This is a genomic window from Snodgrassella gandavensis (assembly GCF_914768025.1).
Taxonomy (GTDB): Bacteria; Pseudomonadota; Gammaproteobacteria; order Burkholderiales; family Neisseriaceae; genus Snodgrassella; species Snodgrassella gandavensis.
The window spans coordinates 184783-208291 of the sequence record NZ_CAJZCE010000003.1 but is presented as its reverse complement, the minus strand read 5'-3'; the positions used below and the strand labels follow the sequence as shown (position 1 = coordinate 208291).

Below are 23509 nucleotides of genomic sequence, written 5' to 3'. Positions count from 1 at the left end.
CATTCAGGATTTTTTTACTCTTGCAGAAAAGAAGGCGGCAGCATCGTGTGTTGATGCTGCCTTAGATTCAGGAATTACTGGTCTATACCGGCCAGAAGTACATATTTGATTTCAAGGTAGTCTTCAATGCCATATTTGGAACCTTCGCGTCCAAGGCCAGACTGTTTAACGCCGCCAAATGGGGCTGCTTCATTCGAAAGCAGGCCGGTATTGATGGCCACCATGCCATACTCCAGATTTTCGCTGACACGCACAATCCGGCCGATGTCACGGCTATAGAAATAACTAGCCAGTCCAAATTCAGTATCATTAGCCCAGTTAACCACTTCTTCTTCGGTTTCAAAGCGGAATACTGGAGCCAGCGGGCCGAAAGTTTCTTCGCGGGCAACTTTCATCTGCTGCGTGACATTTTTCAGCAGGGTAGGCTGAAAAAACAGCTCACCGTGATGGTCTGCTGTCCCGCCGGTAACGATTTCTGCTCCTTTGCCAACGGCATCAGCAATATGTTCCTTAACTTTGCTGACTGCACTGGCGTCAATCAGGGGGCCAACGGTTATACCTTGTTCTAGCCCATTGCCGACTTTCAGTTTGGCAATGGCTTGTGCCAGTTTGGTGACAAACTGATCATATACTGCACTTTGTACATATAACCGGTTGGCACAGACACAGGTTTGGCCGGCATTGCGGAATTTGGAAATCATCGCCCCTTCAACGGCTGCATCGATATCAGCATCGTTAAAGACAATAAAAGGTGCATTACCACCGAGTTCCATGGAAACTTTTTTTACGCTGCTGGCACACTGGGCAATCAGTTTGCGGCCTACTTCAGTGGAACCGGTGAAGCTGAATTTTTTAACTCGGTCGTCTTCGGTTAATACCTTGCCGATTTCACTTGAGCTGCCGGTAATCACATTCACTACGCCGGCTGGAATACCGGCGCGCTGTGCCAGCTCAGCGATGGCCAGTGCTGATAGGGGAGTTTGTGAAGCAGGACGAATAACAAAAGTACAGCCAGCCGCCAGAGCCGGTGCAATCTTGCGCGTAATCATTGCATTGGGGAAGTTCCACGGAGTAATCGCTGCGCATACGCCGATAGGCTGCTTGAGCACCATAATCCGCTTGTCGTTTGCCGGAGCAGGAATGGTATCGCCATAAATGCGTTTGGCTTCTTCTGCATACCATTCCAGATAGGATGCGCCATAAGCAATTTCGCCTTTGGCCTCAGCCAGCGGCTTGCCCTGTTCTGAAGTCAAAATAATACCCAAGTCTTCCTGATGCTGCATCATCAGTTCAAACCAGCGGCGCAGCAGATTGCTACGTTCTTTGGCTGATTTGGCCTGCCAGGGTTTCAGAGCTGCATAAGCTGCGGCTACGGCACGTTCTGCTTCTACTGCACCCATTCGGGGCACATCGGCCAGATTGTCTCCGCTCGCCGGATTAGTCACTGAAATTACTGCGCCGTTGTCGGCGTTTACCCATTGACCATTTATATAGCACTGGGTTTTTAATAGTGCAGAATCATGCAATTGCATAGGTTTTTCCCAAAGTAACTAAAACACACACAACAGGCTGCCTGCAACCAGTTTGCACAGGCAGCCTCAAGACACCGGATATTATTGAGCTTGACGCAGGGCTGCTTCAAGTATATCCAGTGCTTCGTCAAACACGTTGTCTTCGATGGTCAGCGGATACAGGCAGCGAATCACGTTATAGTACTGGCCGCAGGTCAGAATCATCAGGCCGTTTTCCAGTGCTAGCTGCTGTACTTTTTTAGTCATCTCGGCATCTGGTTCGGTGCTGCCGGGTTTGACTAATTCAATGGCAACCATTGAACCGGGGCCACGTACTTCGGCAATTGCTGGAATAGTTTGTTTCAGGCCGTTGAAGCGTTCTTTCAGCCGGTTACCCAGAATATTGGCGCGTTCACACAGTTGTTCTTCTTCAATAACGTCAATAACGGCATCGGCCGCAGCCAGCCCCAGCGGGCTGCCGGCATAAGTGCCACCCAGACCACCAACAACAGGAGCATTCATGATGGCTTCCTTGCCCACTACGCCAGACAACGGGAAACCTCCGGCCAGAGATTTGGCAATGGTCATCAAATCCGGCTGTACACCAGTCAGTTCGGTAGCAAACATTTTGCCGCTACGGGCAAAGCCTGATTGGATTTCATCAAAAATCAGTACGATTCCGTGTTCATCGGCTAGCTGGCGCAAGGCGCGCAGGAATTCATTTGGTGTGACATTAAAGCCACCTTCACCTTGTACCACCTCGATAATGATTGCCGCAACATCACTGGCGGCCAGATGGCATTTGAAAATATTGTGCAGTCCATGCAGCGCATCTTCTACACTGACACCATGCAGGGCATTGGGATAGGGTGCATGCACGATATCTGCCGGAAATGGCCCGAAATCGACTTTATAGGGGGCAATCTTGCCGGTTAAGGCCATGGTCAGGTTAGTACGTCCATGAAAAGCACCATTGAATGCAATTACGCCACGTCTTTTGGTATAGGCTCGTGCAATTTTAATGGCATTTTCAACCGCTTCCGCACCAGAAGTGACAAACATGGTGCGCTTGTCGCCGGCAATAGGGGCGCGGGCATTGATTTTTTCTGCTACTTTGGCATACAGCTCATACGGTACGGTATTAAAGCAGGTATGCGAAAATTTCTGTAACTGGGTAGCCACTGCCTGTTGTACTTTCGGATGCAGGTGGCCGGTATTCAGAACGCCAATACCGCCAGCAAAGTCAATATAACGCTTGCCTTCAGGTGTCCAGAATTCGGCATTCTTGGCATGATCAATGTAAAAATCACACATAAAGCCGACACCACGCGGAGCGGCAGCCAGTTGACGTTGGCGGACGTTGCCTGTTTGATTCATAAATTCTCTCCAGAAAAATGTAGACCGGCCTGAGCAGGTATATCACGCATACCACCGGTATGATGTGCGTTGTAACAGTATAATTAACTGGCTGAAATGAGTCAGTCAAGAGGGGGATTGCATTATTCCGGCAAGTTACGGGATTAAATTTATGCTGTCAATCCAGCCAGATACTTCGCTGATATGGCTTGTAAGTAAAAATTTCCTATTAATTGGAATAAAATAGTTTTTATGAAATGAATATTGGCAAATTATATTAAAAATCATTATTAAGAATTAATTTGATTGCTTAATTTATGCATATATTCTTATAGATATGGATTTTTAGTAGTTATTTGATTCTTCTCGCTTATGCTTAACGATATTGAGGCGGCTGACATTACCGCTACAGGCTCAACCAGAATGGTTTAGCTGAAAATATGATAAATAATTATTTGTTGGCGCGAAAATGCCTGATGGGTGCAGTATTTTTTACAGCAGTTCAGGAGCGTACCTTAATACGGGCTGGCTTGCCGATGAGCAGACAGAAAACAAAGGAAACAGATACCATCACCAGTGCAATTTCATAAATCACATGATGGCCTAAATTGGCAGAAATTACTCCCTGTAGCATACCGGCGAGAATAATGCTGCAAGATACGCAGTTATTAAACAGTGTAGATGCAACACCGGTGCGCCCGGGTAGCAAATCCTGAAAATAAATCAGGCCGATACTGGCTACGATGCCGATAAAAAGGCCATTGAACAATTGCAGGGCAATCAGCATCCGTTCATTCTGGGTAAAAAGCATACCAATATAGAATATGATGCCGCAAATAACAGCAAAGCAAATCAGATTCTTGTTGCCAAAACGCGGTACCAGCATACTGGCCACCAGCATAGCCGGAATTTCAATTGCTGCGGCAATACCCATTAAATGGCCGGGCAAGGAGGGGGAACCGGGCAGAATCTTGTCGATATACAAAGGCATGTCAATCATATACATCATGTTGGCCGTACCCATGCTGATAGAGGCGATAAACAGCAAGACAACATTGTGATTACTGAAAATCTTTTCTTTCTGCTCCTGCTGCTTACTGACAGGCGCAGGACGTCTGATGGCTGGAAAAAACAGAAAAACAATCAGCAAGGCCACAAAGAACATGGCTGCGGCACTCAGATACATGATGGTAAAGCCGTAATTTACCGCCAATAAAAATGATAAGGGCGGCCCGATTACCCACGCCAACGATAATTGTGCCCGTAAAATGCCATTAAAAACCACGACATTGCGGCCAGTCTGGTCGGTATATTCACGTGCAGAGGCGAAAATCTGCGGCATGGCTGCCGAAGCGAGTGCAGAAAAAAAGATACCAATCGTGACCAGTATCAGGTACTGGCGAGAGTACGCAAATGTAATGCAGTTACCGATACCCATCAGGCAGCAAAATAAAATGATGTTGCGCCGGATACCTTTATCATCCGAGTACTGTGCCAGTAGAAAGCTCACTACTATTCCGGCAATAGCATTTATTGAATAAAACAATCCTACCTGATACGGATTTACTTTAACATCTTCAGCTAAATAGCGGCTGAGAGTAGGCGCCTGTAAGGCACCGGCAATACCAATAATAAATGCAGCTACCAGAAAAGACCCCAGAATAATGTAAGTCTTTTGTTTTATAGCAATATTTTCTTCCACGGGTAACTTTTCTATTCTGAAAAGAAAGGGTTATATCACATCTCATGCTGATGGATATCTAAAATTCTACCTGAATAGGCTGTTGCAGACAGTATGATAGTATAAATTATTGTTAATCTGTTAATTAATTGGCTAGCTAATTTTAAATTATTATTTATCTGATAGATATGTATTGGTAATTAGTATCTGAATAGTAGTATAAACAATTGGCGGCTGGAGATAATAGGGGCTGGTTGCTATGCACTGTATCAATCAGGCATGGCTGGCATTTTATTTTGCAAGAGCAGATATGTTTATATAATTGATATACGCTTTTAAATGATGGTTTATTTGTTCAGAAAATTCTTTCAATATGCATGATATGCTATTCATAATGAAAAGATAATTATTAAACCGGATTATTAATGGTTAAAAGCACAAGATTAAACGGTTTTTAAATTGACCGAATAATCCTGTGCTGACACAAAGGTTTAGATCAACTGCTGTTGATGCAGCAGATTTTCAATCTGTGCTTTTTGCCAATGATTGCTGACGGCCAAAGTCAGGATAGCCAGTGCGGTTTCCAGATTGCATTTCCCACCATTAATCACACCAGCCGCGCGCAGCTCATGCCCTTGCGCATAAACCGCGGAGGCACAACCCTGTAAAACCTGACTGATATTCAGAACAGGTATGGATTGCTGGCCGATTTGTCTGATTGCAGCCAGAAAGCTGGCATCAGTTGGCGTATTACCATTGCCATAGCTTTGCAAAATCACACCATCGGGTGGATTGTGAGTCAGGCTGGCGGTAATCATGTCTAAATTGGCGCCCGGAGTAAGGGTAAAGCAGTGAATTCTGGCAGCCGAGCTGATGTTATGGCACATTGGCGCAGCAGAGGGGGTGCTGACAGGCAGATTGATGTTGAACCAACCGTCTGTGGCCGACCATTGTGCCAGTGTGCCAAATTGCGGGTTGGCAAATGCGTCTGCCCGCTCCGTACTGATTTTGCTGCTGCCAATGGCAGGCCAGAGCTGGCCGTTGAAAGCTATCGCTGTCTGGGTAAACCCAGACAGGCTGAAAGCAGCCAGCGCTGTGCGCAGATTCAGTGGCGCATCACTATTGGTTGCAGCCAGCGGCAACATGGCACCAGTAAGGATGACGGGAATACCAAATTGTGGCCGTGCCAGTGCAATGATATTGGCACTATAAGCCATGGTATCGGTGCCATGCAGGATAAGCAGGCCATCATAATCTGCGACCTTGCTGTCTAACCAGTTAAGCCACGTCTGCCAGTTGCTCAGGGTAACGGCTGAAGAGTCGATTAAAGGTTCGCTGATAAACCAGTCACACTGAAGTTGATGACTGTATTCCTGAAAGATGGGCGCGGCCAGACTAGCGAGGCTGGCTGCGGGTGCCAGCCCGGCAGGGGTTTGCTGCATACCTATGGTACCACCGGTGTAGTAAACAGCCACACGTTTCTGGGTTGTCATATGCGTATACCGCCTTTCAGACAATAAAAGTATCAGATGCAAGCATAGCACGGATGGGTTTTGTTTAGTTCGGCTTGCGCGTACAATAGCGGTTTTCTGTGTCCGAATGGTAATCATGATACGTACTCGTTTTGCTCCCAGTCCTACCGGTTTTCTGCATATTGGCGGTGTGCGCACAGCTTTGTTTTCATGGGCGTTTGCGCGTAAACAGCAGGGTAAATTTGTGTTACGGATTGAGGACACGGATCTGGAACGTTCTACGGCTGAATCGGTGCAGGCTATTCTGGATGGTATGCACTGGGTCGGTCTGGATTATGATGAAGGTCCGTTTTACCAGACGCAACGCTTTGACCGCTATGCGGAAGTTTTGCGTGAACTGCTGGCATCCGGCCATGCCTACTATGACTATACCAGCCGTGAAGAACTGGAAGCGATGCGGCAGGAAGCCGAAGCGCGTGGTGAACATTTCTGGTACGACCGTCGCTGGCGTCCGGATGAGGGTAAAACCCTGCCGCCTGTACCAGAAGGTGTGCAGCCAGTAGTGCGTTTTAAAATGCCGCTCACCGGTGAAACGGCTTGGGATGATTTAGTTAAAGGACACATTGCCATTGCCAATCAGGATTTGGATGACCTGATTATTGCGCGTGCTGATGGTACACCTACCTATAATTTCTGTGTCGTAGTAGATGATTATGATATGGGTATCACACAGGTAATTCGTGGTGATGACCATGTCAACAATACTCCCAAGCAGATTAATATTCTGCGTGCCATGGGCGCTACATTGCCGCAATATGCTCATTTGCCAATGATATTGAATGAAAAAGGCGCGAAAATGAGCAAGCGCCGTGATGCGGTAAGTGTGGTTGATTACGATAAGCAGGGTATTTTGCCGGAAGCCTTGCTGAATTATCTGGCGCGGCTGGGCTGGGGTCATGGTGATGATGAATTCTTCACCATGGCACAATTTATTGAATGGTTTGACTTAAAGGATGTCAGCCCCTCAGCCAGCCGTTTTGACCATGAGAAACTGTTGTGGCTGAATGCGCAGCATATTAAGGCCAGTGATGATACCCGGCTGGCTGAGCTGATACGTCCGCGTCTGGCACAATCAGGCATTGAAGTTACTGAACAGCCGGCTTTGACTGCTGTAGTTGCCTTAGTTAAGGAGCGTGCTCAGGATTTGAATCAGTTGGCCGAAGAATGCAGATATTTCTATGCAAAAGCCACGCCGAGTGAGAAAGAAGTAGCTAAACACTGGGATGCAGATGCGCCTGTGCGCATGCAGCGCTTTGCTATTGAGCTAGAACGGCTGCCACAGTGGAATGCAGAAAGTATTCATGCACTGTTTGCGCCATTCTGTGAGGCAGAAAATATTAAAATGGGTAAATTGGGTATGCCTTTACGTCTGGCCGTATGTGGCACAGGTAAGACCCCTTCGATTGATCAGGTACTGGCGTTACTGGGGCGTGATGAAGTATTGCGCCGACTGCGCCAGAATTGAGTCTGATTTGCATTTGCACAGGCTGCCGGTATTGTGATTGTTTGTCCGTGGGCAAATAAAGCAGTGCTGGCAGCCTGTGTTATTTATTCTGTTGCTGCTCTGTTAGATTTTTTTTATGTTAAATAATGCTGTTTTTTTGCTGATTACTGTGTATTTATGCTGGCAGAAAGTTAGTTTGCTACAGAATTAATTATGCCGGTAAGTTGTGGCTAAGCTCTGGCTGTGGCACAATCTGCGCCGGTTTTGGATGAATGTAAATGAATACAAAAGCAAATTTATCACAACGTATTGTTGTTGGTATGTCCGGTGGTGTGGATTCATCGGTCACTGCTTGGCTGCTCCGACAGGGCGGTTATGATGTGCGCGGTGTTTTCATGCAAAACTGGGAAGACGATAACGATGACGAGTATTGCTCCATCAAGCAGGATTCACTCGATGCGGTAGCAGTAGCCGACCTGATTGGTATGGATATCGATATTGTTAATTTTGCCGGCCAGTACAAAGACAATGTTTTTGCGTATTTTTTGCAGGAATATCAGGCTGGGCGTACCCCCAATCCTGATGTACTGTGCAATGCTGAAATTAAATTCAAGTGTTTTCTGGAGCACGCACTGGCCGGTGGTGCTGATTTGATTGCTACCGGACATTATGCGCGCAAAGATGTGCGTGATGGCGTACATTATCTGCTCAAGGGGCAGGATCAGAATAAAGACCAGAGCTATTTTCTGTATCGTCTGCAACCCTATCAGTTGCAACGCGCTTTGTTTCCGCTGGGTGAGCTGGAAAAATCTCAGGTACGTCTGCTGGCTGAACAGGCACAATTGCCGACAGCAAAGAAAAAAGACAGTACCGGTATCTGCTTTATTGGTGAGCGACCTTTCAGACAGTTTTTACAGCGTTATCTGCCTACCAACCCGGGTGCAATGGTAACGCCAAAAGGCAAAGTAGTCGGCGAACATGAAGGCCTGATGTATTACACTCTGGGACAGCGTAAAGGTTTGGGTATTGGCGGTGATGGCGAACCTTGGTTTGTTGCGGGTAAAAATCTGCCGCGTAATGAGCTTGTGGTGGTGCAAGGACATGATCACCCGCTGTTATTCAGTCGCAGCCTGATTATGCATGATTTGAGTTTTACTACTCCACAGCGGCCGGCTGAAGGCCGTTATGGGGTAAAAACCCGTTACCGGATGCCAGACGCGCAGGCTACTTTGCGTTATCTGGATGATGGGTGTGCCGAGCTGGTGTTTGATGAACCGCAATGGGCAGTGACGCCCGGGCAATCTGCGGTACTGTATGCTGGCGAGATTTGTCTGGGTGGTGGTATTATCAGCGATACCGATAGTCACAGTATTTATAATAATTAGTTTAGTTTCAACAGATTGTCTGGATGCAGGCAGTCATCTTACTGGCAATGATGCTGAAGTTCTGATTTGATGTTTTCTTTACAGTCGGTTTCGACTGAAATTTCCTTACTTCCTTTTAAATCAGCCGCATTGTTGCAAAGGATAAAAGATAATGGAAAAAATCTGGTTACAAAGTTATCAGGAAGGGGTGCGGGCAGAAGTAGATGTGCGTGCTTATTCGTCGATTATTGACGTGCTCCACACCAGTGTGAAGAAGTTTGGCCCACAGCCAAGTTTTTCCAATATGGGCACAACGCTTACTTATACGCAAACTGCTACTTATGTGAATCAGTTTACTTCTTATTTACAGAATGTACTGAAGCTGCAAAAAGGTGAACGGGTAGCAATCATGATGCCGAATGTATTGCAATATCCGATTACCGTATTTGGGGTATTGCAGGCTGGTGGCGTAGTGGTAAATGTCAATCCGCTGTATACACCAAGGGAGCTGGCACATCAGCTAATTGATTCAGGTGCCACTGCCATTATCGTGCTGGAAAATTTTGCCCATACAGTGGCTGAAGTATTGGCGCAAACCGCAGTTAAGCAGGTAATTGTTGCCAGTATGGGCGATATGCTTGGCTGGCTGAAAGGCAGCGTCGTCAATTTCATGCTGCGCAAAGTTAAAAAAATGGTGAAGCCTTTTCATCTTCCCCAGTCGATAACTTTTGCTCAGGCATTGGCGCTGGGGAAAAAACAGCGTTTTACCCCAGTACCATTGGAACTGGAAGATTTAGCGTTATTGCAGTATACCGGTGGTACAACTGGTGTTTCCAAAGGGGCAATGCTGACACATGGCAATATCGTGGCCAATATGCAGCAGGCATCGGAATGGATTAAGGCCAATCTGACGCCGGGCGAGGAAGTGGTGGTAACGCCATTGCCGCTGTATCATATTTTTTCACTCACTGTGAATATTATGATTTTTGCCAATACCGGTTCCAAGAATATTTTGATTACCAATCCGCGTGATATCAATGCTTTGGTTAAAGTATTGAAAAAGAATCGGGTAACGGTAATGAGCGGAGTCAATACACTGTTTAATGCGCTGATTCATAATGAGGAATTTAAAACCATTGATTTTTCATCATGGAAATTGGTTCTGGGCGGCGGGATGGCTACTCAGAAAATAGTGGCGCAGGAATGGAAAGCCATTACCAGTGTACCGATTATCGATGCCTATGGCCTGACTGAAGCCAGCCCGGGCGTGTGTGCCAATCCTTTAAATAATCCTGAATACACAGGTACGGCTGGCTTACCGGTATCGAATACGGATATCGAAATCCGTGATGATAATGGTAAGGTGCTGGGTATTGGTGAAGTAGGTGAATTATGGGTACAGGGGCCGCAGGTGATGAAGGGCTACTGGAACCGGCCGGAAGAAACCGCTAAAGTACTGGATAGCCGTGGCTTTGTGGCTACTGGTGATATGGCTGAAATTGATGCCAAAGGCTATGTACGTCTGGTTGACCGCAAGAAAGATATGATTCTGGTATCGGGATTTAATGTTTATCCGAATGAAGTGGAAGAAATCGTGGCCGCCATGCCTGAAGTATTGGAAGTAGCCTGTATTGGTGTACCCAATGAGAAAAGTGGTGAGGCGATTAAATTATTTGTGGTTAAGCGCGACCCCAATCTAACGCGTGAACAGATTATTGCCCATTGCCGCCAGAATCTGACTGGCTATAAGGTGCCAAAAGATATTGAGTTCTGCACGGAATTGCCTAAATCTGCGGTAGGCAAGATTCTGCGTAAGGATTTACGCACCAACAAATAATTTTTCAGATACAGAAAAACGGTTACTGCCATTATGCAGTAACCGTTTTTGTTCTATCCGTGTGTATTATTTGCGGACAGGATAATAATATTTAGTTATGACTAAATACTGCTCGAATCTGATTTGTATTTTTCAGTAATGAAATAGGTAGTATATAAATATATTATAAAAAATAATTATATTTATAAGTATATAACTCAACCATTATTATGGTGTACAGGATTTTTGGTTAAATAATTTATTGTCAATATTTAAAATAGGAATGAATCCTGCGCAGATAAACTATGCAATTATCTCACTAAAAAGCTGTATGAGTTAGTATAGCCTATCCAAGTATTAAAACTAAGTTGGTTAAAGCAGAGAAATATAATCACAAACGAGTGAGTGCAACAATTTTTTTGCGGCTTATGTTTATTGATACAATCACAAACGATTACATTCATCCTTGGGTTATTAGCCCCTAGCGGAATTTAACAAATAACTACCCCTTAATTTTATTATTTGAATATGTCTTGCCATTCCACAAATCAGGATATGATATCTATATAGAATGCGATGTTAGAAAATTACCGCTTCTTTGAGATACAGAAAATATAGGTGTATTTTCTGTTAATTCGCATAGCTCTGGTTTTCGGTATGCGAATGGCTGGAAATTATCTTCTGATGACTTTGAGAAAACTTACATTATTAAGGTGAAAGAAGCAGGGGAGTGAAACAAGAAATTTTTCTCCCATTTATTAAGTTGATTAATTAGCTCGAACCAGTTCATGAAATTTTGAAATAATATTTTTAATCAATGAATTAGATGTATATAAAATCTTAAAAAAGAGAAAATGAAACATTCTAAGAGTTTAAAATAAGTGAACTCTTTTTTTAATATCTTTTTTAGTCTCATTTCCTCCTTTCTAGTCTCATCTTCTCTTTTTAAGAAAATGGTTATAGGATTATTTTAATTAGTTTGTTTGTGTACCAACTTAACTATTTAACCACTAAACAGCGTTTATAATTACGCGTAATAGGTACAATATTGGGAATTATTATTGGCGTACAATTAATCTTTTCACTCCCAAGTATAGAAGAATAGTTGCTCTTAATTGTGATTACAGGGTGATTATTTTTTTATTTAAGAATTGGCAATACGTTTATGTGATTGCATTTATTATGCTAACAGTATTTTTAATTTTAGTTTGTATGGTGAAAGTAGCTTTTTCACTTTGAAGACTTGGTCATTTATTACTGTTAATCGCGGAATCTAATCAATAATTGTTATTATGGTACATTCGCTAATATATTAAAAAAGAGAGTGTTATATACCCAAAATATAGATTGAGCCATATTTTTGTATATTGCCATCAATCCATGTTATAAAGTCACTAATCATCTGTGACAACGGTAATTTATATTGGGAAAAATTTTTTGTCATTTCTTGTAAATCATCATCATCAAAAATAAATTTAAAATCAAATAAATCATGTTTAAGCTCGTTTAGCTTTTGGGAGTGATCAACCTTATATTTGAGTTTAATTAACTCTGATTTTATAGAGAACCACTGTGCTTTATTCACTTCAGTTGTTCCCCAATGGCCATAGTTTTGATACTTGGATACATTGTTGTATATAATACCTTCAATAAAGCAAAATGCGCTTTCTGCCAGATATTTTGATGTTTCACTCCAAGCATTATCTTTGGTTGCTGGTATAGCGAACTCAAAAGTTAACCCAGGCAAGCCTTTTTCTAGTGACTGCAAAGTAAAATTAATCATAAATATACCATTATTACCAATAAATTTAAGGCACTATCAAATATCAATATAATATTTTTAGCGTACTATTGAGTTAACTCATCTTTAGTATAATTATATTGATTAAAACTAATTTGTTTTTCTGGTTTTAATATTTTTTAGTTCACCTAATTTGTAAAAAATTTATTTAACACTATTTTTTCTATCTTCTCGGCAGTTATCTAATGCTTTTGTGTTTTATTCGCTGTATTAACTCGATATTGTTGTTTTGCAATAATGCGGCGATAGAACCGCAGGCAGGTAATGATGTAATATTTAATCTGCGTGGGTAATAAACATATATCATACTAACTGCACTAGGGTAATTCTGTTCAGCATGGGCTGTTATTCAGAAGATGGCTACAAGAACTTATTGCAATCAGGCAGGCTGGCTGGGTAAATTCATGGCCAGAACGCTTTGCTTCTGATTTTCACGAAAATCAGTCAGTTTCTGTGCCAGCTCGGGATTATCATTGGCTAGTAGTGAGATGGCAAACAGGGCGGCATTGGCTGCACCAGCCTCACCAATGGCGAATGTGGCTACGGGTACGCCTTTAGGCATTTGTACGATAGATAATAATGAATCTTCACCACGCAGATATTTGCTCGGAACAGGTACACCCAATACTGGAACGGTAGTTTTGGCGGCAACCATGCCTGGCAGGTGAGCAGCGCCTCCGGCACCGGCAATAATTGCTTTCAAACCACGTGCACGAGCACTTTCGGCATATTCAAACATTAAATCCGGAGTACGATGGGCGGAAACAACGCGTATTTCATATGGAATGCAGAATTGTTGCAAAAATTGTTCTGCCTGCTGCATTACTGGATAATCGCTGTTACTGCCCATAATGATGCCGATTAGTGGAGTGTTCATGTTGTGCCTTATTTACTCGGGTTATTTTTTTAACAGATGTCTGGCTTTGCTGGCCGCACTGCTGTTGGGATACGTGCTAATAATGTGCTGATAGGTGGTACGGGCAATATCCTGCTGCTGTAAATGTGCCTGACATTGTGCCACCTGATACAGAGCATTGGGGCTATGGTTATTCTGCGGGAATAGGTTGGTAAAGCGTTTGCCAATATTGATAACCGATTCACAGTTGTTTAATCGGGAATGGCTTTGCAGGAGTAACCACATGCGTTCCTGTGCCGGAGCACTACCATTACCACCACTATCAGCATTTTTTAGTAGTCGGATACTTTGTGCATAGAGCCCTGCATTGTATAAGTGGCGTGCTTCGCTGATATTGTCGTTAGCAGCCGGGTCGCTGGTTGCAATCACATCACTGGCCGGAATATGTACATTTATATAACGCGACAGGGTTGTCTGTTGCTGGCGAATATCGTTCATCTGATTTTGCAGGCCATCAATCTGGGTTTGCAGGTTCGCCAGTTGTATCTGAATCTGGCTGAGCTGGTCAGCAGTTTGGGTAGTATCAGCGGCTGATTTAGTTGAAGTAGCGCTAACAGGTGTGCCAGAAAAAGCAGGTATGGTGCTACATGCGCTGATGGTTAGGATGGCCATTAGTGCCAGACTGAAATAGCGATAGTTTGAATGTGGCATGAAGTGCTTTTCTCCTCTGGGTAATTGTTATTATTTTTTCTGAATAAGTGTCAAGCCATCGCCTAGCGGTATGGTTAATGGACGTATGCGCTGATCGTATATCAGGCCAGCATTAAACTGGCGCATGATAAGGACACTTTCAGATTCACCGCCATGGGCTGCCTGAGCAACACGGCCATGCAGCAGTACATTGTCTATGGCAATAATGCCGCCGGGGCGAACCAATTGCAGGCAGCGTTCAAAATAATGGGGGGTGGGTGTTTTGTCGGCATCTATCAGTGCCATGTCGTAATGATTGGTCTGATTGCTGGCAATCAGTTTATCCAGTGTGATTAGTGCCGGTTGCAGGTGTAACTGTATTTTGTGGCTGACATTCGCCTGCTGCCAATAGCGACGGGCAATATCGGTATAAGTAACATTGATGTCGCAGGCTGTAATGTGCCCGTCTTCAGGCAGTGCCAGTGCCATTGCTGTGCTACTGTAGCCGGTAAATACACCGATTTCCAGATAGTTGCGCGCCTGAATTAGCTGTGCCAGCCACACCATTAAATTTGCCTGTTCCTGTGCAATGCCCATATCACCCTTGCGGTGCCGCGCAGTTTCTGCTCGAAGCTGTGCCAGCAATGGCTCTTCTACAGGGTTAATCCCGGCCAGATATTGCTCTAATACGGGCGTACTCAGACAGGTGTGTTGACTCATGACAGGCCGACCAGCGATTATTCTGTCAGATAGGTATAGCCTTTTTTCGGCAGTTTGGCTGCGGCGAAATTTGCTTCATCTTCTGGATTGAGCTGAACATCCCATAACATGGCACGGTGTTTTAGCTGAACCTGAGCTTCTTCGGGGTGTTTAGCCAGAAATTCATTCAGAAACTGGGTAGTATCAGACTGATAATTGTACATATTGATTTCTTCTGCATATGGTATTCAGGAACGAGTGTATTATTATATACAAATTAGACCATTCTGGTGTAGATGCTGATCCAATTGCACTGGTTTAGCAGCAAGGAATGATGAGAGATGGACAGATAGGTTATACTATGCCGCTTTATCGGTCGTGTTTGCTGCGGCACGCGAGTATTTTTTTTATAAATTATTGTATTATTTATGCTAACAAAGTGGTTACACAGGGTTTTGCCGCGAAGGACTGCCCGTGGTGGCAGAAAACGGGAAATACCATTAGCACAACACCATATTCAGGCAGATGAGCTTAGTTTTGCTGCGGAAAAAGTTATTACCCGCTTGCAGAAAGAGGGATATGAGGCTTATGTGGTGGGTGGTGCCGTGCGTGATTTGTTGCTTGGTGTGACACCTAAAGATTTTGATGTGGCGACTAATGCCACGCCCGAGCAGGTACGTAAGCTGTTCAGGCGCAGTCGCATTATTGGGCGGCGTTTCCCGATTGTGCATGTTATGGTGGGCCCGGAAACGATTGAGGTAACAACTTTCCGAGGAGGGGTTGTCAATAGCCACAATGAGCTGGGTCGGATCATGAAGGATGCCAGTTTTGGCACTCTTGAACAGGATGCAATGCGCCGTGACTTTACCGCCAATGCTTTGTACTATGATCCGAAACGTCAGATTATTCTGGACTTCCATCATGGCGTTGAAGATATCCGTAACCGACGTCTGGTGATGATTGGCAATCCACTGGAGCGCTATCAGGAAGACCCCGTACGAATGTTGCGTGCAGCTCGACTATCAGGCAAACTCGGTTTTACTGTGGATAAGCATACGTCTATGCCGATTGCTGAATGTGCGCAGTTATTACAGCGGGAACCGCCAGCCCGACTGTTTGATGAAGTACTAAAAATTTTATTCAGTGGCAATGCGCAAGCATGTTTGCATCAGATGGCTGTTCTTGGGCTGAAAAATGTTCATCCACTGCTGGATGCACTGATGCCGGGCGGTGAAAGTAATGATAATATTGTTGCACTGGCTCTGCATAATACGGATGAACGTCTGCGGGCAGATAAATCGGTTTCGATGGGTTTTGTACTCGCTGCTGTATTGTGGCCGCACATCAGGGATGCGTGGCAGCGCGAACAAGCTGCTGGTATGCGTACCAATGCGGCTATGAATGCGGCCATCGCTTCGGAGCGTCAGTATGTGGACAAACGCTGGGGTGTGCCGCAGCGGTATAGTGTTACTATGCGTGAAATCTGGTCTTTACAACCTCAGTTTGAAATTATGCGCGGGGCACGGCCTTATCGTTTACTTGGCCAGCCGCGTTTTCGCGCCGCTTTTGATTTTATGTGTCTGCGTGCAAGTCTGGGCGAATTGCCGCAGGAAGTCGTTCAATGGTGGCAGGCTTTTCAGCATGGTTCGGATGCAGAGCGTGAGCAGTTGATTGGTACTGCCATGCAGATGGAAAAAACATCCACAAGGCAAAAACGATATCGTAACAGACGAACCAAGCAATCCAAGCAGGAGGAAGCATGAATACAGTGACAGCGGTTATTGCTTTAGGGGCTAATCTGGAAAATCCGCGCCAGCAGGTTAAAGCAGCCATGGCTGCCTTAAATCAGGTTAAAGGCGTCCGGGTCAAGGCAATTTCACCACTTTACACTACTAAGCCGGTAGGGCTGACTGCCCAGCCTGATTTTGTCAATGCGGTGGTATTGGTTCATACTTCGCTGAGTGCACCTGAGCTGTTACAAGTCTTGCTAAAGCTGGAAGAGCAGCAGGGGCGGGTGCGCGATGTGCCTAATGGTCCGCGTGTTATTGATTTGGATCTGATTGATTATCATCATCAGATTTTTAATGATGCTGATTTAGTACTGCCTCATCCACGCGCACATGAGCGTGCTTTCGTGATGGTTCCGCTGGCTGCCATTGCGCCGGATTATGCGATTGGTAATCATGGCAGTGCTTCGACTCTGGCAGCAAAATTATTGAAGGCACAGCCAGATGCGGTAACAATTATGGCTAACGGTCAGGACTAGGGCGGGGGAAAATATGGATTATCGCTACATTGTCGTAGAAGGGTCTATAGGCAGTGGCAAATCAGCTTTAAGCCGTCGTCTGGCGCAGTATTTCGATGCTTTATTGTTATCGGAAATACCGGAAAGTAATCCGTTTCTGGAAAAATTTTATCTGAATGCCACGAATCATGGCTTGGCCACCGAGATGCATTTTCTGATGCGTCGTTGTGAAGCAATCAATGTGATTTATGCTGAGGATGAGCGGCGTTCACGGATAATTGCTGATTTTCTGCTGGAAAAAGATCAGATATATGTACCGGTAATTTTGCGTGAAGGTGAACAGACTCTGTACTGGCAAATCAAACAGAAAGTGATGCCGAAATTTCCGGTACCCGATCTGGTGATCTATCTGGAAGCAGATGATGACTTGTTGGACAGGCGTCTGCATCAGCGTGAAGATGGGATGATAAACCTGTTCCCTGCGGGTTATTTACAGCAGATTCATGCAGAATATCGTCGTTTTTTTCACTTATACCAGCACGCTCCTCTGTTAATTGCCAATACCAATGAGCTGGATTTTCTTGGCAATGACGACCATTTTGAGCTGTTGCTCAATACCATTGCCAATATGCAGGGTAGTCGTAATTATCTGAATTTGAGTGAGTAACTGCCTGATGTGGCCTTGCAAAAAGGCTGTTCATATCTGCTGGTTGTGATAATTATTGCAGCCTGTATCTGTCGTAAATGTGTTATTTTAGCTAGTTACGCTGTTTAACTAAGGTAAAAATATATCAATGATATTATGCTGTTTGTCTGCTATTTAGCAGACTGATTTGCAAATGAGCATGGTAGTAAACTGTATTTTTCTGTTGGAAAAGTACAGTTTTTCTATATTGGCTTGCTGAATAATTGGTTGTTGGCTGCAAAATTCAGCAGTCAATAAAACAGCTCAAGTCTGGTGGTAAAGCAGTGCGACCAAATTTAGCTGCCCAGCTTAATTACTATGCTCGAATTGAATTAATTGTTAGCGATTATTTATTAGGTTAATGAAAATGCGGCTGCTAGCAAAATGTTTGTTAATCTGCTCTGGTATGACGGGTGTCTATGGTATTTTGCCGGTCATTAATTCAGGCTGGATGCTATTTGCGTTAACTTATACCCATGTCTTTTGTCAATTTTCCGACAACAGGCAAATAAGCAATAGCCACCGGCAATATTTTTCTAATGAACATAATTAACGGATTTATCTGTTTATGCATACTATTCACACTTTAAGAAAGATGAAAGCGGCTGGCGAAAAAATTGCTATGCTGACCTGTTATGATGCCAGCTTTGCCCACCTGATGAGTGATGCAGGTGTTGATGTGCTGCTGATTGGTGATTCACTTGGCATGGCAGTACAGGGGCAAACTTCTACCATTCCAGTTAGTGTGGAGGATATTTGTTACCACACGGCTGCGGTGGCGCGTGGCAATCAGCAGGCATTGATTGTGGCCGATTTACCGTTTGGTGCCTATCAGCAAAGTAAGGAGCAGGCTTTTGCTGCGGCTGTGCGCCTGATGGTGGCTGGTGCGCACATGGTTAAACTGGAAGGCGGAGCATGGATAGCTGAAACCACGCAGTTTTTGCAGCAGCGCGGTATTCCGGTTTGTGCACATATCGGGCTTACTCCGCAATCCGTTCATACGCTGGGCGGCTATAAAGTGCAGGGTCGTGGCGAGGCTGCGGCACAATTGCTGGCCGATGCTCAGGCGCATGCACAGGCCGGGGCGGATATGGTGTTGATGGAATGTGTCCCCAGACAGCTGGCAGCACAGGTTACTGCCACAGTAAGCTGCCCTACTATCGGCATCGGTGCTGGTGTGGATTGTGATGGTCAGGTACTGGTAATGCACGATATGCTGGGTATTTATCCGGGTAAAACCGCTAAATTTGTCAAAAATTTCATGCAGGGGCATGACAGTATTCAGGCCGCAATCAGTACTTATGTAAATCAGGTAAAGGCAAAAATTTTTCCGGGCGCTGAGCACAGTTTTACTGACTGATTGTTTTGGTTAAGTTTCTGTTTTTGTTTGAAAGAATCCACGCTTTGCCCGCTTTTGTCTTTACAAACGGGCAGATTGGGCAGCAGGTGGATATTTTCACAGGCTTGTTTTTTTTGCAGGAAGTATATATAAGTTAATTCGTTGACTAATAGAAATATTTAGAGAGATGCCTATGGCGCTGGCCAAGCCTTACCCTCGTGCAATGACTATTGCTGGTTCTGATTCCAGTGGTGGTGCTGGTATTCAGGCGGATTTAAAAACTTTTGCTGCACTTGGCGCATATGGTACCAGTGTTATTACCGCCATTACTGCGCAAAACACTTTTGGTGTACAGCAGGTAATGGTTGTACCTCCGGATATGCTTGAGGCGCAGTGTGCTGCTGTGATGTCGGATATTCGCATTGATGCGGTTAAAATCGGTATGCTCGCTGATACTGACAGTATTCGTACGGTGTCGGAAGTATTACAGCGATATCACCTGCCTTTTACCGTATTAGATCCGGTGATGGTGGCTACATCTGGTTCGGCATTGTCTATAGAGAATACGGTACAGACAATGAAGCAACTGCTAATGCCGCTGGCTGATATTCTTACGCCTAACCTGTTTGAACTGGCTACGCTGACGCATAAACCAATTGCCACCACGGATAAGGAAATGCTGGAACAAGGGCGGATATTGCTGGATGAGGGGTGTCAGGCTGTACTGGTAAAGGGGGGGCATCGCGATGATTCTGAGGAGGCAACTGACTGGTTGCTGGAGGTGGATTGTGAACCGGTATGTTTCAAAAGTTTACGAATTAATACTTCTCATACTCATGGTACCGGTTGCACACTTTCAGCTGCGATAGCTGCGTTGCGTCCCAAGCATGAGAGTCTGGCCAATACGGTTGCAGCAGCTAAAAGCTATGTGCATGGTGCGATTGAGGCTGGCCGGCACTGGCATCTTGGCCATGGTTATGGTCCATTAGCCCATTTCTGGCGCATAAAACGTGATTAATGGTTTCATCTGTATGCTAAAATTGCTTGCTTGACAGTTAATCAGGGTAAGGCAGGAATTGCCCTTTTTTCACACAGGGGAGTGCTAATGCAGACATGGCATCAGGCAATTGGTGCAGAGAAACAGCAACCATATTTTCAGCATATTCTTGAAGTAGTACGTGCGGAAAGATTGGCCGGCAAGGTAATTTATCCGCCTGCTCAGGATGTGTTCAACGCATTCAAGGCAACTGAGTTTGCTCAGGTTAAGGTGGTGATTCTTGGTCAGGACCCCTATCATGGCCCGCAACAGGCACATGGCTTATCTTTTTCCGTACGGCAGGGTATTGCCATTCCACCTTCATTAGTCAATATCTATAAAGAGCTGGCGGATGATATTCCCGGCTTTCATATTCCACAGCATGGTTATTTGCAGCCTTGGGCAGAACAGGGGGTACTACTGCTGAATACTGTTTTAACCGTGCGCGCCGGACAGGCTCATTCACATGCAGAACTGGGCTGGGAAACTTTTACTGATCGGGTAATTGCTGTGCTGAATGCCGAGCGTGAGCATGTGGTGTTTATGCTGTGGGGTAGTCATGCACAGAAAAAAGGTGCCATGATCGACCGCCATAAGCATCTGGTATTGTCTGCACCACATCCCTCGCCTTTATCAGCTTATCGGGGTTTTTTTGGCTGCAAGCATTTTTCCAAAGCCAATGCATACCTGCAAGAGCACAGCATGACTCCGATCGACTGGCAGCTATAAAGCATGCTGCTTATCGGCCAGCATGCCGTAGCTACGGTTTTCAGGTACATAACCTTGTTCTGCCTTGCTGGAAAGCATCATTAAAACCATGTTAAATTTAAACCCGCAACAACACGAAGCCATTCATTATCTTGCTGGACCACTCTTGGTACTGGCTGGTGCTGGCAGCGGCAAAACGCGTGTTATCACCGAGAAAATTGCTTATCTGATTACTCAGGCAAATTATCCACCACAGCAGATTGCCGCTATCACTTTTACCAATAAAGCAGCACGTGAAATGCAAGAGCGGGTGGGGCATTTATTGCGCAAACCGCAGACACGTGGTTTAACCATATGTACCTTTCATTCACTGGGGATGCGCTTTCTGCGCGAAGAAGCGGCGGCCGCCGGATATAAAAAACAGTTTTCCATTCTGGACAGCGCCGATGCGGGCAAAATTATCAGCGAGTTACTGGGCAGTAGTGGCCGGGAAATGGTATTCAAAGCGCAACACCAGATTTCACTGTGGAAAAACAGCCTACTCACACCTGAAGCAATTATTCAGCAGGCAGAAGACCCGTGGACACATCAGATCGGGCAGTTATACGCTTCCTATCAGGATACCCTGACCAGTTATCAGGCGGTGGATTTTGATGATTTAATCCGCATTCCGGTTGAGCTGTTGCAATCAGAGGCAGATATTCGCTATAAATGGCAATTACGTTTGCGTTATTTGCTGGTGGATGAATGTCAGGATACCAATACCTGCCAGTATGCTTTAATGCGTCTGCTTACTGGCGCGGAGGGTAAATTCACCGCCGTAGGCGATGATGACCAGAGTATCTATGCGTGGCGTGGCGCCAATATGGAAAACCTGCGTCTGCTACAGCAGGATTATCCGGATTTGAAAATTATTAAGCTGGAGCAGAACTACCGCTCTACAGCACGCATATTACGGGTTGCCAATCAGGTTATTGCGCATAATCCCAAGCTGTTTGCCAAAACCTTGTGGAGTGAATATGGCCTTGGCGACATGATTGATGTGATTGCCTGTAAAAATGAAAGCCATGAAGCTGATTTGGTGGTAAGCCGGATTGCTCATCAGAAGCTGGTTGGTGGTGATGCGGTGCATTACCGGGATTTTGCTATTTTGTATCGAGGTAATCATCAGGCAAGGGTATTTGAAGAAGCCTTGCGCAGCCGGCGTATCCCGTACCGGCTTTCCGGGGGACAAAGTTTTTTTGATAAGGCTGAAATCAAGGATGTGCTCGCTTATGTGCGTTTGCTGGCCAATCCTGATGATGATCCGGCATTTTTACGCGCAGTGACGACACCACGGCGAGGAGTAGGCGAAACCACGCTGGCCAAACTGAATAATTATGCCAAAGTGGCACAATGCAGTCTGTTTGAAGCCGCACGCAGTATGGATGCTTTAGTGGAACTGTCGCCAAAAAGCCGCGAACCTTTACAGCAGTTTATGGCTATGCTGTCCGATTATCAGGCACGTGCCAGTACAGAAGCTGCCGCTAGCCTGCTGCACAATCTGCTTTCTGATATTGCTTATGAGGCACATCTGCTCAATACCGAAGAAGGGCGTGCCGGAGAAATTAAATGGTGCAATGTTCGGGATTTGCTTGGCTGGATAGGCAAAAAAGGCGAAGAAGACGGCAAAAATATCCTTGAAATAGCCCAGACGATTGCACTGATGACATTGCTCGAGGGCAAAGAAGATGAAGATGCGGATATGGTAAGCATGTCAACGCTGCATGCTTCCAAAGGACTGGAATATCCGCATGTATTTCTGGTGGGCTGCGAAGAAGGTGTTTTCCCCCATGCCGACAGTGTGGAAGAAGGCAATATTGATGAAGAACGCCGGCTGATGTATGTGGGTATTACCCGGGCACGGCAAACCCTGACGCTGACTCATTGTCATAAACGCAAACGTGCCGGTTCATGGGAGTTTCATGAGCCTAGCCGTTTTATCGACGAGATGCCGGCTGAAGACATTCGTTTACTCGGACGCAAGGGCAGTGAACCCATTGTTAGCCAGTCGGAAGGCAAAAGTATTCTGGCCAGTATGATGGCACGGCTGAATAGTCTGCAATCCTGATGGCGCACTTTACGGCTGCGGCATGTGGCTTTGCCTGTTCCATGTTAAACTAGACACTGTTTGCTGCGAATGCAGTTTATTATGGAAAAATGTTATGAAAATCGCCAAAAACTCTGTTGTGATGCTGGATTATGAAATGTTTAATGCTGATAACCAGCTAATAGACAAAACTGAAGAACCGATTAGCTATTTGCATGGTGGTTATGATGGTATTTTTCCACTGGTGGAAGAACAGTTACATGACAAAGAAGTAGGCGATGTAGTGGATGTAACACTGGCACCGGATGATGCATTTGGTGAACAGGAAGAAGATTTGATTCGCATTGAACCGCTGGATGTTTTTCCGGTTGAAGTGGAAGTGGGCATGATGTTTGAAGCTGACGACCCGGAAACTGGTGAGGTAATGGTATATCGCATTACCGATGTGGCCGATGGCAAAGCAGTGGTGGATGGTAATCATCCATTGGCAGGCCAGCGCATTCGCTTTATCGCAACGGTGAAAGACATTCGTCCAGCTACTGCTGAAGAGCTGGAACATGGCCATGTGCATGGCGCGCACGACCATCACCACTAATGACTGATACAGCCACGTAGTGGCTGTACCGCACAATTAAAGGGAATATTTGCTCAGGGCTG

20 protein-coding genes are annotated in these 23509 nt (G+C 45.3%); 11 read left to right on the top strand and 9 right to left on the bottom strand.

The features are described from left to right. Positions 1–74 precede the first annotated feature (74 nt). The 4 genes from gabD to MJ764_RS04040 form a co-directional block, all read right to left on the bottom strand. Positions 75–1532, bottom strand: coding sequence for an NADP-dependent succinate-semialdehyde dehydrogenase (gene gabD, locus MJ764_RS04055; RefSeq protein ID WP_239324854.1), 1458 nt, complete (start codon positions 1530–1532; stop codon positions 75–77). Positions 1533–1613: 81 nt separating this feature from the next. Then, entirely contained in the window at positions 1614–2888 is a 1275-nt protein-coding gene (gene gabT / locus MJ764_RS04050) for a 4-aminobutyrate--2-oxoglutarate transaminase (RefSeq protein WP_239324853.1), read from the bottom strand. A gap of 481 nt (positions 2889–3369) precedes the next feature. Beyond that, on the bottom strand, positions 3370–4569 hold the full coding sequence (locus MJ764_RS04045) for a sugar efflux transporter (protein WP_239324852.1): 1200 nt from the start codon (positions 4567–4569) through the stop codon (positions 3370–3372). Positions 4570–5039: 470 nt separating this feature from the next. After that, positions 5040–6041, bottom strand: a complete 1002-nt coding sequence (locus tag MJ764_RS04040; RefSeq protein WP_239324851.1) for an asparaginase domain-containing protein — start codon at positions 6039–6041, stop codon at positions 5040–5042. Positions 6042–6153: 112 nt separating this feature from the next. Between MJ764_RS04040 and gltX the strand changes: the two genes are divergently transcribed. The 3 genes from gltX to MJ764_RS04025 all read left to right on the top strand — a co-directional run bounded on the left by gltX (position 6154) and on the right by MJ764_RS04025 (position 10725). Continuing rightward, positions 6154–7545, top strand: coding sequence for a glutamate--tRNA ligase (gene gltX / locus MJ764_RS04035; RefSeq protein WP_239324926.1), 1392 nt, complete (start codon positions 6154–6156; stop codon positions 7543–7545). Positions 7546–7802: 257 nt separating this feature from the next. Next, positions 7803–8909: a tRNA 2-thiouridine(34) synthase MnmA gene (mnmA, locus tag MJ764_RS04030; protein WP_239324849.1), complete on the top strand. Its 1107-nt coding sequence runs from the start codon at positions 7803–7805 to the stop codon at positions 8907–8909. Positions 8910–9060: 151 nt separating this feature from the next. Continuing rightward, complete coding sequence (locus tag MJ764_RS04025) at positions 9061–10725, top strand: AMP-binding protein (RefSeq protein WP_239324848.1); 1665 nt, start codon at positions 9061–9063, stop codon at positions 10723–10725. Between the two features lie 1306 nt (positions 10726–12031). On the opposite strand, the gene MJ764_RS04020 is transcribed toward MJ764_RS04025, so the two are convergent. The 5 genes from MJ764_RS04020 to MJ764_RS04000 all read right to left on the bottom strand — a co-directional run bounded on the left by MJ764_RS04020 (position 12032) and on the right by MJ764_RS04000 (position 14974). Then, positions 12032–12487 carry a hypothetical protein gene (locus MJ764_RS04020; RefSeq protein ID WP_239324847.1) on the bottom strand — a complete coding sequence of 152 codons (456 nt, stop codon included), beginning with the start codon at positions 12485–12487 and terminating at the stop codon, positions 12032–12034. A 397-nt stretch (positions 12488–12884) separates the two neighbouring features. Further along, entirely contained in the window at positions 12885–13382 is a 498-nt protein-coding gene (purE, locus tag MJ764_RS04015; RefSeq protein WP_239324845.1) for a 5-(carboxyamino)imidazole ribonucleotide mutase, read from the bottom strand. Between the two features lie 21 nt (positions 13383–13403). Continuing rightward, positions 13404–14072 (bottom strand): tetratricopeptide repeat protein, encoded by a 669-nt coding sequence (locus MJ764_RS04010; RefSeq protein ID WP_239324843.1) that lies wholly within the window; start codon positions 14070–14072, stop codon positions 13404–13406. 30 nt (positions 14073–14102) lie between these two features. Next, entirely contained in the window at positions 14103–14771 is a 669-nt protein-coding gene (locus tag MJ764_RS04005) for an O-methyltransferase (protein ID WP_239324841.1), read from the bottom strand. A gap of 17 nt (positions 14772–14788) precedes the next feature. Beyond that, entirely contained in the window at positions 14789–14974 is a 186-nt protein-coding gene (locus MJ764_RS04000; RefSeq protein WP_239324839.1) for a DUF3460 family protein, read from the bottom strand. Between the two features lie 204 nt (positions 14975–15178). Between MJ764_RS04000 and pcnB the strand changes: the two genes are divergently transcribed. The 8 genes from pcnB to MJ764_RS03960 all read left to right on the top strand — a co-directional run bounded on the left by pcnB (position 15179) and on the right by MJ764_RS03960 (position 23447). Continuing rightward, positions 15179–16513 (top strand): polynucleotide adenylyltransferase PcnB, encoded by a 1335-nt coding sequence (gene pcnB / locus MJ764_RS03995; protein WP_239324837.1) that lies wholly within the window; start codon positions 15179–15181, stop codon positions 16511–16513. Continuing rightward, a complete protein-coding gene (gene folK / locus MJ764_RS03990; protein ID WP_239324835.1) occupies positions 16510–17016 on the top strand; it encodes a 2-amino-4-hydroxy-6-hydroxymethyldihydropteridine diphosphokinase in 507 nt (168 codons plus the stop codon). Before pcnB ends, folK begins: the two co-directional genes overlap by 4 nt. Before the next feature lie 13 nt (positions 17017–17029). After that, on the top strand, positions 17030–17662 hold the full coding sequence (locus MJ764_RS03985; protein WP_239324833.1) for a deoxynucleoside kinase: 633 nt from the start codon (positions 17030–17032) through the stop codon (positions 17660–17662). Between the two features lie 586 nt (positions 17663–18248). Then, entirely contained in the window at positions 18249–19040 is a 792-nt protein-coding gene (gene panB / locus MJ764_RS03980) for a 3-methyl-2-oxobutanoate hydroxymethyltransferase (RefSeq protein ID WP_239324831.1), read from the top strand. 172 nt (positions 19041–19212) lie between these two features. Beyond that, positions 19213–20037: a bifunctional hydroxymethylpyrimidine kinase/phosphomethylpyrimidine kinase gene (gene thiD / locus MJ764_RS03975; protein ID WP_239324829.1), complete on the top strand. Its 825-nt coding sequence runs from the start codon at positions 19213–19215 to the stop codon at positions 20035–20037. An 87-nt stretch (positions 20038–20124) separates the two neighbouring features. Next, positions 20125–20784 (top strand): uracil-DNA glycosylase, encoded by a 660-nt coding sequence (gene ung / locus MJ764_RS03970; protein ID WP_239324827.1) that lies wholly within the window; start codon positions 20125–20127, stop codon positions 20782–20784. Positions 20785–20872: 88 nt separating this feature from the next. Then, entirely contained in the window at positions 20873–22873 is a 2001-nt protein-coding gene (gene rep, locus MJ764_RS03965; protein WP_239324826.1) for a DNA helicase Rep, read from the top strand. Positions 22874–22967: 94 nt separating this feature from the next. Beyond that, complete coding sequence (locus MJ764_RS03960) at positions 22968–23447, top strand: FKBP-type peptidyl-prolyl cis-trans isomerase (protein ID WP_100113764.1); 480 nt, start codon at positions 22968–22970, stop codon at positions 23445–23447. Positions 23448–23509: the final 62 nt, after the last annotated feature.

Excerpts from the sequence above, each read along its gene's own strand:
- gabD (WP_239324854.1), bottom strand. The coding sequence starts at position 1,532 with ATGCAATTGCATGATTCTGCACTATTAAAAACCCAGTGCTATATAAAT.
- gabT (WP_239324853.1), bottom strand. The coding sequence starts at position 2,888 with ATGAATCAAACAGGCAACGTCCGCCAACGTCAACTGGCTGCCGCTCCG.
- MJ764_RS04040 (WP_239324851.1), bottom strand. The coding sequence starts at position 6,041 with ATGACAACCCAGAAACGTGTGGCTGTTTACTACACCGGTGGTACCATA.
- mnmA (WP_239324849.1), top strand. The coding sequence starts at position 7,803 with ATGAATACAAAAGCAAATTTATCACAACGTATTGTTGTTGGTATGTCC.
- MJ764_RS04025 (WP_239324848.1), top strand. The coding sequence starts at position 9,061 with ATGGAAAAAATCTGGTTACAAAGTTATCAGGAAGGGGTGCGGGCAGAA.
- MJ764_RS04020 (WP_239324847.1), bottom strand. The coding sequence starts at position 12,487 with ATGATTAATTTTACTTTGCAGTCACTAGAAAAAGGCTTGCCTGGGTTA.
- purE (WP_239324845.1), bottom strand. The coding sequence starts at position 13,382 with ATGAACACTCCACTAATCGGCATCATTATGGGCAGTAACAGCGATTAT.
- MJ764_RS04010 (WP_239324843.1), bottom strand. The coding sequence starts at position 14,072 with ATGCCACATTCAAACTATCGCTATTTCAGTCTGGCACTAATGGCCATC.
- MJ764_RS04005 (WP_239324841.1), bottom strand. The coding sequence starts at position 14,771 with ATGAGTCAACACACCTGTCTGAGTACGCCCGTATTAGAGCAATATCTG.
- MJ764_RS04000 (WP_239324839.1), bottom strand. The coding sequence starts at position 14,974 with ATGTACAATTATCAGTCTGATACTACCCAGTTTCTGAATGAATTTCTG.
- pcnB (WP_239324837.1), top strand. The coding sequence starts at position 15,179 with ATGCTAACAAAGTGGTTACACAGGGTTTTGCCGCGAAGGACTGCCCGT.
- folK (WP_239324835.1), top strand. The coding sequence starts at position 16,510 with ATGAATACAGTGACAGCGGTTATTGCTTTAGGGGCTAATCTGGAAAAT.
- MJ764_RS03985 (WP_239324833.1), top strand. The coding sequence starts at position 17,030 with ATGGATTATCGCTACATTGTCGTAGAAGGGTCTATAGGCAGTGGCAAA.
- panB (WP_239324831.1), top strand. The coding sequence starts at position 18,249 with ATGCATACTATTCACACTTTAAGAAAGATGAAAGCGGCTGGCGAAAAA.
- thiD (WP_239324829.1), top strand. The coding sequence starts at position 19,213 with ATGGCGCTGGCCAAGCCTTACCCTCGTGCAATGACTATTGCTGGTTCT.
- ung (WP_239324827.1), top strand. The coding sequence starts at position 20,125 with ATGCAGACATGGCATCAGGCAATTGGTGCAGAGAAACAGCAACCATAT.
- rep (WP_239324826.1), top strand. The coding sequence starts at position 20,873 with ATGTTAAATTTAAACCCGCAACAACACGAAGCCATTCATTATCTTGCT.
- MJ764_RS03960 (WP_100113764.1), top strand. The coding sequence starts at position 22,968 with ATGAAAATCGCCAAAAACTCTGTTGTGATGCTGGATTATGAAATGTTT.